The following is a 16502-nucleotide window of genomic DNA, read 5'->3' as shown; positions in this document are numbered from 1 at the left end:
TCAATTATTCAAAATCGTATTCTTCTTCGCCGACGGTTGCTCTTCCCCCTCCTCTGTTTGCATCTCTTGAATCAACTGCTTTTCTATGGCGCGCTGCCGTATCACGTCACGCCAATCCTTGCCTTTTTCAGAGCAAATCTCCTGCAGCGTTTTTTGGTTGGTTTCCAGTGCTTTTGCGTTGGCATTGGATTCTTTTACAGGGTCTATCCATTCCCACCCGCTCGCAATCCAAGTGTGGCGCTGATATTTTGGCTTATCGCGAAAATAGTTCTTGAGTGATAACCGCCCGCTCATCACCATCCAATCCAGCCACTCGAGGTATACATTATCGCAAAGGTGCGTAATGAGGTACTGCTGCCATTGCTTGTAGGTGCGCTGGTCTTCGAGCATCCCCTGCCTTGCAGATGAATAATTCACCTGCGACATATCGCGGCTGGTTGCCTCGTAGGACAAGCCTGCCGAACTGCCCGCCAAACGCTGGGTTAACCGCACCATATCGTGCGCGGTAGAGCTTACCCCCGATGGATTGATGGTAGATACCTTTTCGCCCGGTGCAAGATTTACAATTGCGCCTTGTTCCAACACGCGCTCGTTTGAGCTATACCCACCGCCGCCGGAGTTTGTTTGCACCCCTCTGCCCAGCCCGCCGAAACCGCCGCCCAACCCCGTGCTTTCGATGAACACCGATAGGTATGAGAGAACGCGCTCTTTTTCTACCGCCGATGATATAAACTCGTTGACATCATCAATGCGCGGCAGGCTGGGTGCAGCAGGCGAAAACTCACGAACTTGCTTTGGCCTTGTGAGTATCGGCAAATAGATTACCCTATCCGCTGCCACCCGCACCGATTTTGCAGTAAAGCCATACACATCCGCCTCCTTGATGTGGTATGCAAGCGGTCGCCCATAGGCGTTGATTTCGATGCCTCCCACAACGCGGTTGCTGCCCGCCATCTGCAATGTGGTGTCGAGGTCATCCACCTCCAGCATTTGCAGTCTCAATTGGTCATTTTCATACACCTTGATTATCAAGACGCCGCCGTCTACAAATCTGCGCCGCACCACCATCTGCTGCATTTCAGAAAAGCTCATGCGCCCTGTTATATCGCAGTTTTCGGGGCGGCACCACAATTTCCACAGTTCTTCAATGCGGCTGTTGAGTTCTTCATCTTCACCGCTGTCATCCCCTGCAATTTTTGCCTGCAAAACAATACCCGTCCCCACCACGTTGCGTTCCAATGCCAATATCTCAGCGGGCAGCATATCCGAGTTGCGCTCTAAATCTCGTGCACGTGCCCGCACGATGTCGCGTTCCGCTCGGTTCATCGTCTCTGCCGTACCGTTCAGCGTTGTCCAACCCTCACTTACGCGTCCTTGGTTGGCAGCGGCATAAACACTGCGTTCCAAGGCTGTGCGGTAGCAGTAACGTTCCAGTGCCTTTTTGGGGGATACAACCGCCAACATCCGCTCCCATGTATTGGGCTTGCCTGTATGTTTCAACTGCTCACCTCCTCATCAGGCGGGCGACGGTAATGCCGCTGTACCCCTGTGCCTCTATTTTTTGCTCCAAGCGGATGCGCTCCGCATACAGTGTTGATAAATCAGCACGGCGCACCGTTCGGCTGCCGATGCGGTATTCCTGCGCCCCCGATTCAATGGCAGCAATGGCACTGTCCAAGCTTGCTTTTTGCCCTAAATAATCAATCATCTTCTCCACCTGCTTTTCTTTTTGAAATAACCTTGTTTTTGTCCTGTCATTGGCAGCTCTGCCGTGGGTTGCATTGTTTGTTGCGGTGCCTCTGCAACGGCTTGCGGATTCTCCGACTGCTGTGCCTGTTCTGCACTGAAGGTGCGCAGCCCGCATAAATCTGCGGCGCAGGCTGCGTAAACTTCACAGTCGAGATAATGGTTATCTGCACCGATTTGTTTTGTTTTCCAACGTGAAACCAGCCTCCCGCGAAAGCGTTCTGTCACCTTTTGCTCAGAGCAGATCATCTCCGCGTACCCGGGGTCACAGTTATCATGCAGGTACCACCCGCCATGGTCTGCATCCGCGTGCAGTCTGCCTAAAATCATATCTTTGTAGTACCCTGTATCCACAAAACACAGCAGCATACCACTTGCAATACTACCGATTTTATCAATGCGTGTGAGCCGATATTTGCCGTCCAATGGGTTTGATGCACCCTTGACGGGCACCGCCCATTCACGGTTGATGGCACAGTAGTTGTAGACATCATCGGTTTGGTCGCCCGAATCGATTGCCGCCAAGTTTACCATGTACCTTTTTCCGTTGCGATCGGCAAACCAGCTGTTCATGATGTTGGAGATTTCCTGCCAACTGTACGCTTTGCCGTGCGCGAGATTGTAAGAGGTCATATTCGGCATCCAGGCACGGATTGTCCAGTAAAAGCATTTTTTCTGCACATCCACCCCGCCTGTCAACATCAACGTACCCGGTGGCACCTCGTATTCTTGATATGCGCTCTGCCGTTCTTTCAGAAGATATTCAGCCTCCACCGCACCCTCAATCTGTTTGTAAGGTTCACCAAGCCATGAGTTGATGAAGTTTTGCAGCAGTTCGGGTATGTGCTTGCTGTTCATAAATTCATAGGCGATATCACCCAATCGGATAGTCGGCGACAAAAAAGTGTTAAACTGGTAGGCTACTCTGCGCTTTCCGTTTTCTTTGATGGGCAGCCATTCACCCTGCTTTATCATTTCTGTTTTTTGGTTGTCTTTTATCAAACAGCCGCAATTCTCACATACATAAAAAGCGGTGTTGCGCGCCTCCTCGGGGGTTTCGCCCTCCCATTTCAGCTGTTTAAACTTAAATGTCCATTTGTCCCCGCAGTCGGGGCAGGTAACATAGTATCGATACTGGGTATCTGCCGATAGCCAGTCCTGCCAAATGGGTGCATCCTCAAAGGTGGGCGTTGATACCTCTACGATTTTACGGCTGTTGCTGTATGCTTTGGTTCGCTCCTTTGCCAGTGCGCGCGGACTTGCCTCTTTCCCCGCGTTGGATGGGTACTTGTCTACCTCATCTAAAAACAAAAAGCGGATAGGGCGAGATGCCAGGCTTGATGGGGAATTTGCACCCGCTATGGCAAGGTACATACCCGCAAACTGCAGTTCAAGCCGTTTGGAGTTCGGGTCATATCTGTTTCTGAGTTCGGGGCAGGTATCAATCATGGGCTGTATACGGTTTTGCGAAATGGATTCGCCCAGCGTATCGGTTGGATACACAACCATTGCCGAACTGGGGTCTTGACTGATGGCATAGCCCATCATATTTAAAATCACCTCGGTACCGCCCACCTGTGTTGGCTTCACAACAATGATTTCTTCCACTTCGTGGTCGGTAAAGGCATTCATTATGCTGCGCAGATAGGGTGTGTAATCGGTTCGCCAACGCCCTGGCAAAGCAGAGGTTCTGCTATCAAGAATGCGATATTTGTCAGCCCATTCACTCACCGTCATCTTACCCGGCGGCCTCAAGGCCGATAACGCCTCCACTATCCAATCGGGTACTGTCCAGTTACTTTTTGGCACTGTAAACACCATCCACACTCATTTGTTCCAGCGCATCGTTTACTGTATCCCCTATCAAGTTTTCAAGCCGACGCGCCTCGGCAGGGTCTACATAGTGCGAAACCTCGCCCGAAAGCTTTCGCCCAAGCCCGTTGAGTGACCGTTTTAATATGATGCAAAAATTTGTCAAGTCATCCACCACCAATTTACGCGGCAGATATTCCCCGCGGGCAATCTCGTTGCGCAGCTCGGCTGCCTCCAATTGCGCCTGCTTTAACTGGCTTTCATAGTAAGTTTTCTGCTGGGGCAAAGATAATTTGCTCGGGTCTTTCTCCGCCTCCTCTGCTGCTTTCACGCCAATCTGTGCTTGCCGATAAGCCTCCACAGCTTTGATGTCCCAGTATCCGTATTCACCTTTGGGGCAACCCGCCTTTGCCCAGTTGGATAATGTGGCAGCACTCACGCCGAAGTATTTCGCCGTAAACTCCGTGCAAGCGATGATGGTGTCCCCTTCAAAATAAAGCTTTTCTTTTGCCATTCTCTCACCTCCGTCATATTGCACAGCAAAAGTGCTTGTTTGTGCTCTTTTTCACCCCGCCCCCGCGCATGTAAGCCGTGTCGGCACATTGTACAAAGAAACCGCATTTTTAATAGGTTTCTGGAGTGTCAAACTTTCAAATGAGTTTTTTTGATTTTGATGTAGGCAATCCATGCGCCTCGCAGTACCCGCATAGGGGGTACACCCCGTAAAGTACCTTAAACCGCATCAGTATGCGGTTTGTTGTGGTGGATAACCCCCGCTTTTTGTGGAAAACACTGCAAAATTCAGCTCAAACACGCGCTTTGTTGAAAACTTTTGTGTTCTGTTTGAATCTGTGGGTTGCATTTGAAAGTGCCATAGCGTAAGATTTATGCAACACCGCATTTGAAAGTAGGGTACAAAAAAAGAGATGTACCCTTGTTCGGGTACACCTCTCTACCATTATTGTACGTCAATAACGGTATGTGTTCAATAGGCATATTTCGCGATATTCGGCATATTTGAAGATATTCGACATGTCTTTTGTTCTCAGAAGTAGTTACTACAGATATCTAACTCGTTTATTGCTTTTCTTATAATGATATTTATATATCCCTTTGAATAGTTTTTATTGGCTGCAATTTGTTTAGCGCTCAATCCAGTTATGTATGTCATCTCTAAAACATCTCGGTACAATTCAGTCGGCATCTGCATCAGCGCATCGGTGAGCTGTCTGCGCAGTTCGTTTACTTCCGTCGCCAAGTCCTCAATCTCTTGCTGTATGGTTTCGGCCGTCTCGGTTATTACATCCAAACCCGCAGAAGATGCCTGCCGATTCCTCCGCACAATGATACCGCCTCTGCTGTGGGAGAGTTCTTCCCAAGATGCAGCCTCGTTGCATTTTGTTTTCAATCGGTTCAGCGCAATCAAATATCTTCTTAATCTTATCTTTTTATCTTCATAGTTCATTTTTTTACCCCCATATCAAAGTAAATAAGAAAAGTTATCAACACTAGAATAGTGGATTGTGGAGAGTAGTGGAAAGATGGAGAGGTATTCAGTAAAGTGTTCATGTAAAATTTCTAGGAGACTTTACGGAAACGTGCTCCACCCTTGCATAACGCTCCATTAGGCGGAGTGGTGGGGCGAGGTGGTGAGCAGGCGCGTGCCCTTGTCGGTGTAGCCAATGTCCACATACTCGTTGTACATGCTTGTTTTCTTCCACTCAAAACGTTTTTTGAGTTCCATCGAAAATTTTGTATTGCTGATGGGATAGCGCTCGCCCAGTTCGGCGCACCACAGCTTGTACACTTCGTACACGGCAGACGACTGCAACGTGCTGCCCGTGCGCCGTTCAAGGCAATCGTCGATGAACTGCTGTATCTTGTCCATTTCGGTGCGGTAGTTGCGACTCGCCTCATCTACCACCGCACAGTGCGGCATACCATGTTTGTACCAACCTGCAGCGCCCTCCAATGCCCAGTTGAAGATACCCGGCATTTCGGCTTTCAGCTTTTCTTCAAGGTCTTTATCCTTTTTTTCATCGGTTATTTTAACAGTAAACGGAATCATTCTTATGCGCCGCCATATACCCTCGTCTTTACCTGTAATGATAGGTTTGTAATTGGTTGCCATAACTATTTTAAACTCGGGTTTAAATTCAAACTCTGCCTTATAGAGCATTCTTGCAGTAATCATATCCTCACCCGAAAGCTGTTTAACCATACCCTCATCGATACGGTTACCATCGTTGGGTTCAAAGGTGGTAACCATACGCGCCCCTTTGAGGCGAGCAATATCAGTACGTGCATTGTTGCCCTTGTCACGTATCATCAATGTTTCGGGTTGTGAATTCTTAGAATACTCCCCCATCATGGCTGCCAATGTATGTAGAAAAACACTTTTACCGTTGCCGCCCAAACCGTAAACAAAGAACACGCACTGCTCTTTGGTAGAGCCCGTGAGGCAGTAGCCCGCCATGCGTTTCAGATAAAGCATCAGCTGCTCATCGCCGTTGGTGACATCGTACAGAAACTTTATCCATGTATTGCACTGCGCGTTTTTATCGTAGGTAACGTTTGCAAGCATCGACATTTTATATTTGCGGTGATGCGCCCGCAGCTGCCCTGTTTTCAAATCCACCACGCCGTTGAGCACGTTGATGGCATTGAGGTATCTGTCCATCTCGTTTGGCAGAATTGGGATGCCTTTCATATGTTGCGTCTCCTTAATCATTGCCTCTTTTGCCTTACTGCTGCGGGTGCGGCGCACATGTTTGAGCAGCTGCATGTCCTCATTCGCCTTTGCCTCATCCTGCATATTCATCAGCAGCGTGTCTGCCATGCGTTTGATTTCGCCCGTGATGTCCTCCGACCAGCGTCTGCCGTCCCAATGGTACCAGCACTTGTCGATGTGGTTGAATTTGATATCGCTGTAGTAGGTGTCACGAAAGCGATACGCATTGCCCGTATCATCCAGCGTATATAATGTGGTATCGGGTAAAATTTCATCCGAATCGAATGGAAAGGCTTGTTTTCTCGCTTGGGTTTGCGGTGGGGTTGCGGGAGGCGGCGCCATGCTCTTACGGCGCTTTGCGGGGCGGTCAATCGGCTCAAAGCCCTCCTTGCAATCCCGAATTGCTCGATCCAACGTGATGGAACCATAGGTGGTGCCGCTCTGCCGTCTGTCCCATTTATCGCGCATCATGCCCGAATTGCGAAAGGCTGCATCCATCCGTTCTTTGTCTTTATTAAACCAAAATGCTAGTTTGTTGCATAAGGCAATGTCACCCGCCGAATGGCTGCCGTCACCGCCTGCCTCGCTGTAATCGCCGTCGTACAGCTTGCGCAGCTTGTCCCCTCCTACGGCGTTAAAGGCGATTTTCAGTATCTCGTCATCTGAAAGGTCGCGCACTTTTCCTCCGCGTGAAACAGGCTTTGTATCCTTTGTCTCAATCGGTTGCGCAGGGGGATTGTAAATATATTTCTTGTGGATTGCTGCTATTGCAGCCGTGCAGTCCCGCAGGGGGTAAGGGTTGCCCTCTGCATCACAATAAGCATTGCCTGTGACGGTAAAATAACGCCCGGAATCGTACATTTCAAGGCCTTCCTTGTTACGACGTCCGGGCTCTTTTGGCATTCTGCCTTTACACAATATATGTATCCCCGTACCGGATGGGGATATTTCAGCATACGATTGCAGCGTTTCAACGATTTCTTGCGCCATGGGCGACAGCTCGCCGCCGTCGATGCAGTGGTCAATGTCCACACCGCAGATGCCGTTTGCAAACATCAACCCGATACCGTCGGCGCGCAGCCGTTCTTTGCCCTCAACGGCGCGCTCGAAGGTATCCCAGGTGGAATCATCGTTGCTCTTGGCGAAGATGCCCCCGCGGGGGGATATGGGCACCTTCTTCTTTTTGGGGCTGCCCTGCTTGTCCGTGCCATCGTCAACCAAGCTGTAACAAACCCATTGTTTCAGCGCTTTCAGTTCGTTGGGTACTCGTTCATACATAGGTTAACACCGCCTTAGTGGATTGTTTTTGAGTAATATTTTGCAGGGTCGTCCGTACCGATGTACTGCTCAAAAGCACAGTAGACGGTGCTGTCAACGTTGGAGAGCGACACTTGCAATATCTTGCCTGCAATGTCGTCTTTTGCCTTGATAGCATCGTCTTTTGTGCTTACTCGAACGCCCAGCTTGTAAAAATCTTTTGTGAGTGATTCGGGGACAGTCTCTTTTAAAAAGTACGGCTTTCTGATTTGTGCGCCCTGCTGTTCACCCGATATGACCACCAGCAGCAGCTCCAAAACGGTGTAGCCCTCTGCTTTGCCTTTGCCATTGCTGCAGGTAACTGCGGCAACGATTGCGGTATAATTGCCTTCTAAATTTTTCACGTCCATAGTTACCTCCAAATAAAAAATTATTATTTAATTATTTCAGTTTCCATAAACTTAGATTGATAAGCCTTTACCGTGCTGGGTTTAAATCTTTTGCCAGTTTTAGGATTTATATCCCCGCCTTTGCAAATGCATTCTTCACAACTATTCGGTGGATTATCATGCCAGCATACATGCTCTTCATGACCGTCACATTCGTAGATAAACTCTTTGCAATCAATTTTTTTTAGATACAATTTATATCACATCCTTAATCCATGGGTTACTCAAATACTGATAGGCTTACGCACAATGCCCAGCTCTGTTGCTGCATCTGCAAATTTAATGCGTTTCCCGTTTACGTACAGGTCAGCGGCAGAGCAGATGCCATCAGAGGTGAGGTAAATGCGCCGTGCCTCGTTTATATCGCTTGTGTTATACACCGCCGATACCTCGCCAAACTCCATCATGCGTATGGTGTACATCTTTTTCATATCAGTCGAGCTCCTCAAACGTGTCGTAGTTCGCGGCGTACAGTTGATTTTGCGCCCTTGCCTGCAAGGTACGCAGGTTGTCTGCTGCTGATGCAAGACACGTAATACATGCCTCTGCATCACGCACAACGGTATCTAAATCCATACGCAAAGCAAAGGTTGTATATTGCTCTACCGCGTATTCTATCGCCTTTAAGAACGTTGTTTTTGCTTTGTCGGTAACCTCCTGCGGTAAAATACCGTCAGACGCCCCAGCCGATTGCTGTAACTCTGCACGTGCTTTTTCATAAGCCTCTCTTTCAATTTGCTTTAGCTTTTCGTTGGATGGCTCTTGCACCGCTATATCAATGGGGCGGTTTTCAATCGCTTTCATTTTTGTACGCAGTGCTGCGTTTTCGTCCAAAGCTTTTTCGGCGGCTTTTTCCTTATCTTCATACAGCTTTTTATAGCGTTGTTTATCAGCCTTTTCTTGTTCTTCCCTCTTAATTGCCTCGTTGCGCTCCTTGACCGCTTTTTCAACTTCGCGCTTTGACATTTCTGCAACTGTTTTTTCTTCGCCATCAACAATATGCGTAGACATTATAAAATCGTCAATTTCATTATCCGGAACTGAAAGCAATGCTATCATTTTGCTACAACTCAAATCGGCAACCGGTTGCCGATTTGAAAATCTATCTGCTATTCGCATAAAATTCCGAGCAGTTCGTTCACTAAAGTCAACACCGTTTTTTAGCCACATAAGCCACTCGCCATGTTGTAACTGAGCCTTAGCCTCGTTTAATCTCTTACCAATTTCAATAAAGTTCTTGGCCGTCTGTTCTTTATAGTAGTTTATTTCTGCTGTTATACTCTCGATTGAACGGGCAGGTTTATTGATTACTTCTTCCAGTTCCTCTTCATTAACCTTAACTTCGTCTAAATTACTGTCTGAGACACTTATGATTTCATTGGTTACCGTATTTTTAAGTATAACTCTATCTAAATAATTGCCTCCACAACTATAGTAAACATAATCAACTACATAGGGATTTTCCGACATAACAGGAAATCGCACGGGCATACCAACATATGCTTTTACTTTACATTGACGTAAAGGTACGTCGGCAGCTGTGTTATTGGGCACTATTTTATTCGTATGTATTAGTTTTTCAGCCTGTTTCATTCACATCCTCCTATAGGGGTTTAAATCTCATCGTCTTTCTTGGAGAAATCCCAAACCCCGTTTTTTTCTCGGCGGGCTTTTATGGTTGCCATTGAACTTGACAACTTAACACTGATTGTAATTTCACTGACTTCCGCCCCCGGCGGGACAAATAAATTATCAATCACTGCATTGATACCCTGCTTTACCTGTTCTAAAACCATTCAAAAGCCCTCCCTAAAATGGCAGATCTTCGTAACAATCTACCTCTTCAAAATCAACAGCATTACCGTTTGCGTAAGCACCACCGCTTTTGTCACTTGCGGCAGGTGGCGGTGCATCGGGCAACGGTGCACGGTTGGTTGCTTGCTTGCTGTCTCCGACAAAAAATACGCAGTCAACCACTATTTCAGTTGTCCAACGCTTTATACCGTCCTTACCTTCATAAGAGCGTTTTTGCAGTGCGCCCTCGACGCCGATGGGTTTGCCTTTGTTAAAATGTTTGCATACAAACTCGGCGGTGTTGCGCCATGCCACGCATTCGATAAAATCAGCAACGTCTTTGCCATCTACCTTATACGGGCGATTGGCTGCAACCGTGAATGATGCCACGGCGACATCATTTTGTGTATGTCTCAGCTCGGCATCTGCTGCCAGCCTGCCGATTAAAACCGACCGATTATACATGTTTGTTCATCCTTTCCTTTTCATAAGGGACGTCCATTTTTGTAAAAATCCACACATAAAAGCTTTCCGGCACAGCGTGCTCGATGATTCCCATCAAGCCCGCCGCAATGCATCCGAAAATGCAAAATGCCAGAACCAAAATAACATAACATCCAAACAGTTCAAGCCTTGTTGCCTGTGCCATGTATATCAGAATTTCGTTCATCCTTATCTCCTGCGCTTTCCTGTTCCTTGAGCATTTCATCCAATATCACCTGCTGGGCAATACGGATGAGGTTTGCTCTATTCTTACGAGCCTCTTCTTCATTGCGCACCTTTGGCCGTATAATGCCAACCTTTGTAACGCCCTGACTTCCGAAATCCAGCTCATGAATTTCATCGTGCTCTACCATACCTCTGAATTTGCCGGTATACATCAGCGGCACTTTTCATCACCTCACATATGCTTATGCAGCGGACAATCTGAAATTTGCCAGTCCTCATTCTCATTTAATTCTTTTATATTTGTTTCGGCGTACATAATGATAGCGGTTAGGTTGGTATTTGCCTCTTTTGCCTTGGCAAGCGCCGCTTTCAGCTGCGGGATTTCTGCCTCGGTAAGCATTCTGTCGCGATAAACCTCACGAATAGCGGTATACGATTCATCCGTTGCATCTTTAGCAAGTGCCAAAGAGAACATCATATCGCCGAGCGAATCGGGTTCGTAGATTTCGGGCAGAAAACGCCCCAGTTTGCTTTTTTTCAGATGCCACAGTGCCAAAAACTTTGTATCATAAATCTCGCACATGCGGTAAACAATATCGTCGGGCACGGGCGCTTTGTCGTTTTCGTAATCCGACAAGGTGCGGATAGATACGCCCAACGCGCCTGCTGCATATTCCTGTATAATACCCGCATTATCTCTGCACATTTTGTAGTAGTTCTTGCTGTTTTCGCTCATTCTCAAAACCTCCCGCTTGTGAGATAATTATGATAGTGGGACGTCATTCCCCTATCCGACTTTTACATCTTCTGTTGCAAACAGCTCATCAATTGAACAATTCAATATTTTTGCTAATTCAATAAGTTTGTTTGCCCTTGGCTTAATCTCCCCTGTTTCCCATTGTGAAACGGTGCCTTGAGTCACTCCCATTGCAGTTGCTAATTGCATTTGGCTCAATTTTGCTTTGCGCCGTAATTTTTCTATATTCGCCAAGTTTATATCTCCTTCGCTAATATATTAGCTAACTTAATATTAGCTTAATTAATATAGTAATGAGAAACCGTCTGTTTGTCAAGCCTAAATATCAATTTTACTAATATTTATTCCCTTGAGGTATGCATCATATTAGTGATATAATTATATTATTAGTTAAACTTATATTAAGAGGTGATAACAATAAATAGAATTAGACAATTACGCCTATCTCAAAATATGAAGCAAATTGATTTATGCAAACGAATTGGCGTAACTCAAGGTGCCCTTTCAGGATGGGAAAATGAAAAGTTCGAACCTGACATTTCATCTCTTAAAAAAATGTCTGAAATATTTTCAGTCTCCGTTGACTACATTTTAGGTATTGATAATGACCCTGAACCAGTTATTCAAATAAAAAAGGGCATAAAAATACCCGTACTCGGAAGAGTACAGGCTGGCATACCTGTCGAGGCAGTCGAAGATATTATTGATTATGAAGAAATACCACAAGAGATGGCACGAAACGGAGAATACTTTGCACTTGAAGTACGCGGAGACAGCATGCTGCCAAAGTTTACAGAAGGCGATGTTGTAATTGTACGCAAACAATGTGATGTGGAAAGTGGCGACATTGCCATTGTGCGCGTCAACGGTGACGACGCAACCATGAAAAAACTTGTAAAGCATTCAAACGGCATTTCGTTGGTACCGCTTAACCCCTCTTTTGAACCAATGTTTTATACGAACGAAGAAGTACACTCGCTGCCCATTGATGTTGCGGGCAGGGTCGTGGAGTTAAGAGCAAAATTTTAAAATAAATAAAAAAAGTCGTCCACTACTGCAATAGTGAACGACTTGGGGGACGAGAAGAATCTTGGTAGATATTACCTCTCACGTTTATTATATCAAATTGACACATTATGTCAAATAATGAATAATACTGGGAGGTAGAAAAATGAAAATATTATTTATGTCAAAACGAAGCAAGTGGGGAATCGTTCTTATACTCTTATCCTTAATTTTATTTATAAGCCTACTTTTCCCCAGTATCACGTCTGAGTTGTCGTTGCCTATATTTGATTATATTAAAAGCACTTTGGTACTATTAATTGTAGGTGTTGCTTTGATTATTCCCGAAATCTCTTATTGCTTGTTGCCAATAGAATCCCTTTGGAAAAGATGGGAAATTACTAATAATTCTGAAGATCAAAAAAGACGTATGCTACGAGCCCTATTAGATAAATTAACTCTAATTAAAATTGACAAAAAGTTTCGTTATGCAAAATATGCTGGTAGTACTGGTGGAACATACATAACCACATTAAACGGATGCACCTGCATGGACTTTTTAAAACGACGAGTACCATGTAAGCATATGTATAAACTTGCAATAGAGTTAGGTGCATTTGAGCCTTCTGATGATTTAAAAATTGCGGCACAACGAATAGCAGATTCCGGTGACTATTATGAAGATTTTTATTAAACAGAAATTTATCTGTATTATAACAACATATAAATAGACTACTTGATAAACATAATGCCGCCCTAATCGGGGCGGCATTACTAAAATATTTAAAAACGAATGCACATTCGTTTTTACCCTAGGAGGTGCCGCCATGAAAGCAGTCATGTATTTGCGAAAATCGAGAATGGAAGAATTGTCGAATGAGGAGGAAACCCTCGAACGGCACAAGAAGTCACTCACCGAGTTCGCAAAAACCAATAAAATAAGCATTATCAAAATTTATGAAGAGGTTGTCAGCGGCGACACCCTCTATTCCCGCCCGCAGATGCTGCAGCTGCTTGCCGACGTAGAGGCAAACAAATACGATGCCGTGCTGTGCATGGACATCGACCGTCTCGGCCGCAGCTCGATGAGCGACCAAGGCGTGATACTTGAGACGCTAAAACAGAATGACACAAAGATTATCACCCCGCGTAAATTCTACGACCTCAACAACGATATTGATGAAACATACTCTGAATTTGAAAGCTTTATGGCACGGCAAGAGTTAAAAATCATCAAGCGGCGTCTGCACACGGGCATTAAGCGCACGATTAAGGACGGCGGGTACATTGCAAACGCGCCTTATGGATATGATAAGATTTATAAAGATAAAATTCCCACCCTTGCGATAAACGAGGATGAGGCTGTTTTTGTGCGAATGATTTTTGATATGTACGTCAACCAAGGCATCGGCAGCCTAACCATTGCCGAAACACTGAACTCTTTGGGCGCAAGGCCCCGCCGTTCCGATAAGTTCGGGCGCACATCGATTGTGGCAATCCTCAAAAATCAAGTGTACATCGGCAAAATTGTTTGGGATAAGAAAAAGCATATCAAAAAGGGCACGAAAAATAACACCAAGCACATCACTATATATAACAAGCCCGAACAATGGACGGTAGTGGATGGGCTGCATGAGCCTATTATTGATAAAGAGCTTTTTGAAAGCGCGCAAGAAATTCTCAAAAATCGGTACCATCCCCCCTATTACAAGGGTACTGTTGAAAACCCACTTGCCGGGTTGGTGAAGTGTGGTAACTGCGGCCGAACCATGCAGCGGCAATATATGCACCGTGGCGAACGAGGAGAATGGGAAACCATACTTTGTATGAATAAGGGGTGCATCCCCTCGGCAAAGCTTGCTTATGTTGAAGAATCTATCCTGCACTTTTTATACGACGAGATGAACAACATCGCGGTTGAACTGAAAACCGAACAACGGCCCAAAAAAGATATTACGCTTTTAGAGGCTGCCCTGGATGCTACCGAAAAAGAAATATCCACAGCAAAGCAGCAGCGCTCACGTCTGCACGACTTACTTGAGCAGGGCGTGTACGATATCCCAACATTCACCGAGCGCTCAAAAGCGCTGGAAGAAAAGCTTGCTACTTTGCAAGAACAGGCTACTGCACAGCATGATGCAATTAAAAAAGCACAGGGTACAAACAAGCTAAAAATGTACAAAAAAATTAAAAGCGTACTGCAGGCATACGAAACGGCAGACGCTCAAAAAAGAAATATGATGCTAAAATCTATCATTCGTGAGATAGTATATAAGAAAGAACAAAAAAGCAAACCCCACGATTTTGCTTTATCTATCAGCTTTAAAGACCTATAAATATCTTTGCTCTATTAAAACGCCTAAGAGCGAAAATTCACCCTCAGGCGTTTGTTATATTACGCTTTTAACATCAGTCTAATCTTTTACATGTCCGGGTGCTGCCATAAGGAAAATACCAAATAAGAACAGTACACCGGAAACTATTAAGAAAAATATATAAGCAATCGTGTTATTGGCTTCGAGTGCCAAACCATGGGAATTGCCTGCTGAAATTGCAGCAATGTTCGATAAACCAACTACCTGTACGGGAACATTTTTATCTGCAGTTGTACCATCACCCAATTGCCCATTACCATTGAAGCCCCAAGCCCATACAGTACCATTTTTCCTCAAGCCCAAACTAAAATCATTGCCGCCTGAAATTGCAAAATATTTAGGAGGGCTGCTTACCATAACCGGTAAATTTGTGTTCGTATTTGTGCCGTTACCCAACTGGCCGTACTGATTATAGCCCCAAGCCCATATCGCTCCATTCTCCGTTAAAGCTAAACTGAATTGTCCGCCACATGCAATAGCTGCAATTTCTGTTAGGTTACTAACAGAAACAGGGGTTAAACTATCAACGTTTGAGCCATTGCCCAATTGTCCATATAAATTTTCTCCCCAAGCTAAAGCAGTTTCGTCAGCTTCTAAAGCCAAACTGAACAATCCTCCGCCTGTTACAGCTATAATATCTGCTGTTGTATTCACTTGAATCGGTACTGAGCTATTGGTCGTTGTGCCATCACCTAATTGTCCTTTTTGGTTATTTCCCCAAGCCCAGAGTGTACCGTTTTTCTCCAAAGCCAAACTATGAAAATAGCCTGCACCAATGGCCACAATATTTGATAAGCTACTAACCTTGATTGGAACGTTACTATTTATAGTTGTATTGTTACCCAATTGGCCAGAATCGTTACGACCCCAAGCATAAACATTGCCTTTATTATCTAATGCAAGACAATGGAATTCTCCGGCTGCTATTGCAACGACATCCGTTAAGTTACTTACCTGAGTAGGAATATAACTGGTATCGTTTGTACCGTTGCCTAACTGACCGTAAGTGTTTTCTCCCCATGACCATAAAGTACCCTTATCATCTAAAGCAACGTTAAAAAATCCACCGCTTGAAATAGCGATAGTATCATTCTTTAGATTTTTTACTTTAATAGGAACTGAACTGCTTTCGCTGGTGCCGTCTCCCAGTTATCCAAACTGATTCCAACCCCACGCCCGAACAGTATTCGGAGTATTAATTTGTATTATTGATAACACTGCCAATATAATTGATACAGCAACCAATATTAACCCCATTACATTTTTAGCAGTTAAAAATCTGCATTTGCAACTGAGTAATATTCCTAAAATCAATAAGAAAATACCGATAGCTAAAAGCCATATACCAATTATATCCGGCAATAAGAAAATAGATAAAATTGATAATATTAAGCCAATAACAACGGCTGTAAAACCTATTTTTCTGCATATAGATATACAAGGAAACAACAAAACAAATCCTAAGCAGAATATAGCAAATATAACACTGAAAATAATAGTTAAAATTTCTATCACTGAAAACATCCTTTCAATAAATCAAAAACGAAAACTAGTAAATATTGATTTTCTATATTATATTCGTATATTCAGTTGTCTGTTATTGTGGATCTGCCAATTGTTGCATTGTTCATGTTGAAAACACTGACTTAATGAGATACAATCTCTATAGCGTTTCGCCTTTTAAATTTTAGATTAGATGTTTTACCACATACATCGTTGCCGGAAATGCAAAAACTGAACCACGCAATTTTGCTTTATCTATCAGCTTTTTTGACCTTTAATTGTTATACCCTCTAACGTGACCACTGCTCTGCACTGCAACTGTCGTAAATCCGCTTGGTATCGATGCACACGGCCTCTTTGAACAAATTATTACCGCCGCTGCAATTGATATTGCTGGTAGTTAC

20 protein-coding genes are annotated in these 16502 nt (G+C 44.9%); 3 read left to right on the top strand and 17 right to left on the bottom strand.

Annotated features, from left to right (window positions below; all coding sequences use genetic code 11):
* From EDD70_RS14595 to EDD70_RS14525, 15 genes are all read right to left on the bottom strand, one after another.
* A complete protein-coding gene (locus EDD70_RS14595; protein WP_092750487.1) occupies positions 1 to 1500 on the bottom strand; it encodes a phage portal protein in 1500 nt (499 codons plus the stop codon).
* 4 nt (positions 1501 to 1504) lie between these two features.
* Positions 1505 to 1708 carry a hypothetical protein gene (locus tag EDD70_RS14590; protein ID WP_092750485.1) on the bottom strand — a complete coding sequence of 68 codons (204 nt, stop codon included), beginning with the start codon at positions 1706 to 1708 and terminating at the stop codon, positions 1505 to 1507.
* Entirely contained in the window at positions 1705 to 3555 is a 1851-nt protein-coding gene (locus EDD70_RS14585) for a terminase gpA endonuclease subunit (RefSeq protein WP_162840747.1), read from the bottom strand. Before EDD70_RS14585 ends, EDD70_RS14590 begins: the two co-directional genes overlap by 4 nt.
* Positions 3542 to 4072, bottom strand: a complete 531-nt coding sequence (locus EDD70_RS15080) for a hypothetical protein (RefSeq protein WP_205408568.1) — start codon at positions 4070 to 4072, stop codon at positions 3542 to 3544. Before EDD70_RS15080 ends, EDD70_RS14585 begins: the two co-directional genes overlap by 14 nt.
* Positions 4073 to 4603: 531 nt before the next feature.
* Complete coding sequence (locus EDD70_RS14575) at positions 4604 to 5023, bottom strand: RNA polymerase sigma factor (protein WP_092750481.1); 420 nt, start codon at positions 5021 to 5023, stop codon at positions 4604 to 4606.
* A 159-nt stretch (positions 5024 to 5182) separates the two neighbouring features.
* Positions 5183 to 7567, bottom strand: coding sequence for a phage/plasmid primase, P4 family (locus EDD70_RS14570; protein WP_092750479.1), 2385 nt, complete (start codon positions 7565 to 7567; stop codon positions 5183 to 5185).
* A 14-nt stretch (positions 7568 to 7581) separates the two neighbouring features.
* Positions 7582 to 7956: a hypothetical protein gene (locus tag EDD70_RS14565; protein WP_092750477.1), complete on the bottom strand. Its 375-nt coding sequence runs from the start codon at positions 7954 to 7956 to the stop codon at positions 7582 to 7584.
* Positions 7957 to 8219: 263 nt separating this feature from the next.
* The gene (locus EDD70_RS14560; RefSeq protein WP_092750473.1) at positions 8220 to 8426 is read right to left on the bottom strand and encodes a hypothetical protein; all 207 of its coding nucleotides are present in this window, start codon (positions 8424 to 8426) and stop codon (positions 8220 to 8222) included.
* 1 nt (position 8427) lies between these two features.
* A complete protein-coding gene (locus tag EDD70_RS14555; protein WP_092750471.1) occupies positions 8428 to 9588 on the bottom strand; it encodes a DUF3102 domain-containing protein in 1161 nt (386 codons plus the stop codon).
* Positions 9589 to 9608: 20 nt separating this feature from the next.
* Positions 9609 to 9791 carry a hypothetical protein gene (locus EDD70_RS14550; protein WP_092750469.1) on the bottom strand — a complete coding sequence of 61 codons (183 nt, stop codon included), beginning with the start codon at positions 9789 to 9791 and terminating at the stop codon, positions 9609 to 9611.
* A gap of 13 nt (positions 9792 to 9804) precedes the next feature.
* Positions 9805 to 10254, bottom strand: coding sequence for a single-stranded DNA-binding protein (locus tag EDD70_RS14545; protein WP_092750467.1), 450 nt, complete (start codon positions 10252 to 10254; stop codon positions 9805 to 9807).
* Entirely contained in the window at positions 10247 to 10459 is a 213-nt protein-coding gene (locus tag EDD70_RS14540) for a hypothetical protein (RefSeq protein ID WP_123811069.1), read from the bottom strand. Before EDD70_RS14540 ends, EDD70_RS14545 begins: the two co-directional genes overlap by 8 nt.
* A complete protein-coding gene (locus EDD70_RS14535; RefSeq protein WP_092750463.1) occupies positions 10416 to 10679 on the bottom strand; it encodes a hypothetical protein in 264 nt (87 codons plus the stop codon). Before EDD70_RS14535 ends, EDD70_RS14540 begins: the two co-directional genes overlap by 44 nt.
* 11 nt (positions 10680 to 10690) lie before the next feature.
* On the bottom strand, positions 10691 to 11194 hold the full coding sequence (locus EDD70_RS14530) for a helix-turn-helix domain-containing protein (RefSeq protein WP_092750461.1): 504 nt from the start codon (positions 11192 to 11194) through the stop codon (positions 10691 to 10693).
* A gap of 51 nt (positions 11195 to 11245) precedes the next feature.
* Entirely contained in the window at positions 11246 to 11449 is a 204-nt protein-coding gene (locus EDD70_RS14525; protein ID WP_205408567.1) for a helix-turn-helix domain-containing protein, read from the bottom strand.
* A 174-nt stretch (positions 11450 to 11623) separates the two neighbouring features.
* Here EDD70_RS14525 and EDD70_RS14520 point away from each other — a divergent pair, with 174 nt between their 5' ends.
* From EDD70_RS14520 to EDD70_RS14510, 3 genes are all read left to right on the top strand, one after another.
* Positions 11624 to 12244, top strand: a complete 621-nt coding sequence (locus EDD70_RS14520; protein ID WP_092750457.1) for a LexA family protein — start codon at positions 11624 to 11626, stop codon at positions 12242 to 12244.
* A gap of 142 nt (positions 12245 to 12386) precedes the next feature.
* Positions 12387 to 12914: an SWIM zinc finger family protein gene (locus EDD70_RS14515; RefSeq protein WP_092750455.1), complete on the top strand. Its 528-nt coding sequence runs from the start codon at positions 12387 to 12389 to the stop codon at positions 12912 to 12914.
* Positions 12915 to 13047: 133 nt separating this feature from the next.
* Positions 13048 to 14556, top strand: coding sequence for a recombinase family protein (locus EDD70_RS14510; protein WP_242943046.1), 1509 nt, complete (start codon positions 13048 to 13050; stop codon positions 14554 to 14556).
* Between the two features lie 78 nt (positions 14557 to 14634).
* Here the strand turns inward: EDD70_RS14510 and EDD70_RS14505 are convergent, their stop codons facing one another.
* Entirely contained in the window at positions 14635 to 15744 is a 1110-nt protein-coding gene (locus EDD70_RS14505) for an RCC1 domain-containing protein (protein WP_479723801.1), read from the bottom strand.
* Positions 15745 to 16110 (bottom strand): hypothetical protein, encoded by a 366-nt coding sequence (locus tag EDD70_RS14500; protein ID WP_092750451.1) that lies wholly within the window; start codon positions 16108 to 16110, stop codon positions 15745 to 15747.
* Between the last annotated feature and the right edge of the window lie 392 nt (positions 16111 to 16502).

It is taken from the genome of Hydrogenoanaerobacterium saccharovorans (genome assembly GCF_003814745.1).
Classification (GTDB): domain Bacteria; phylum Bacillota; class Clostridia; order Oscillospirales; family Ruminococcaceae; genus Hydrogenoanaerobacterium; species Hydrogenoanaerobacterium saccharovorans.
The sequence above is the reverse complement of the archived record's forward strand: the minus strand, read 5'-3'. Positions and strand labels throughout refer to the sequence as shown.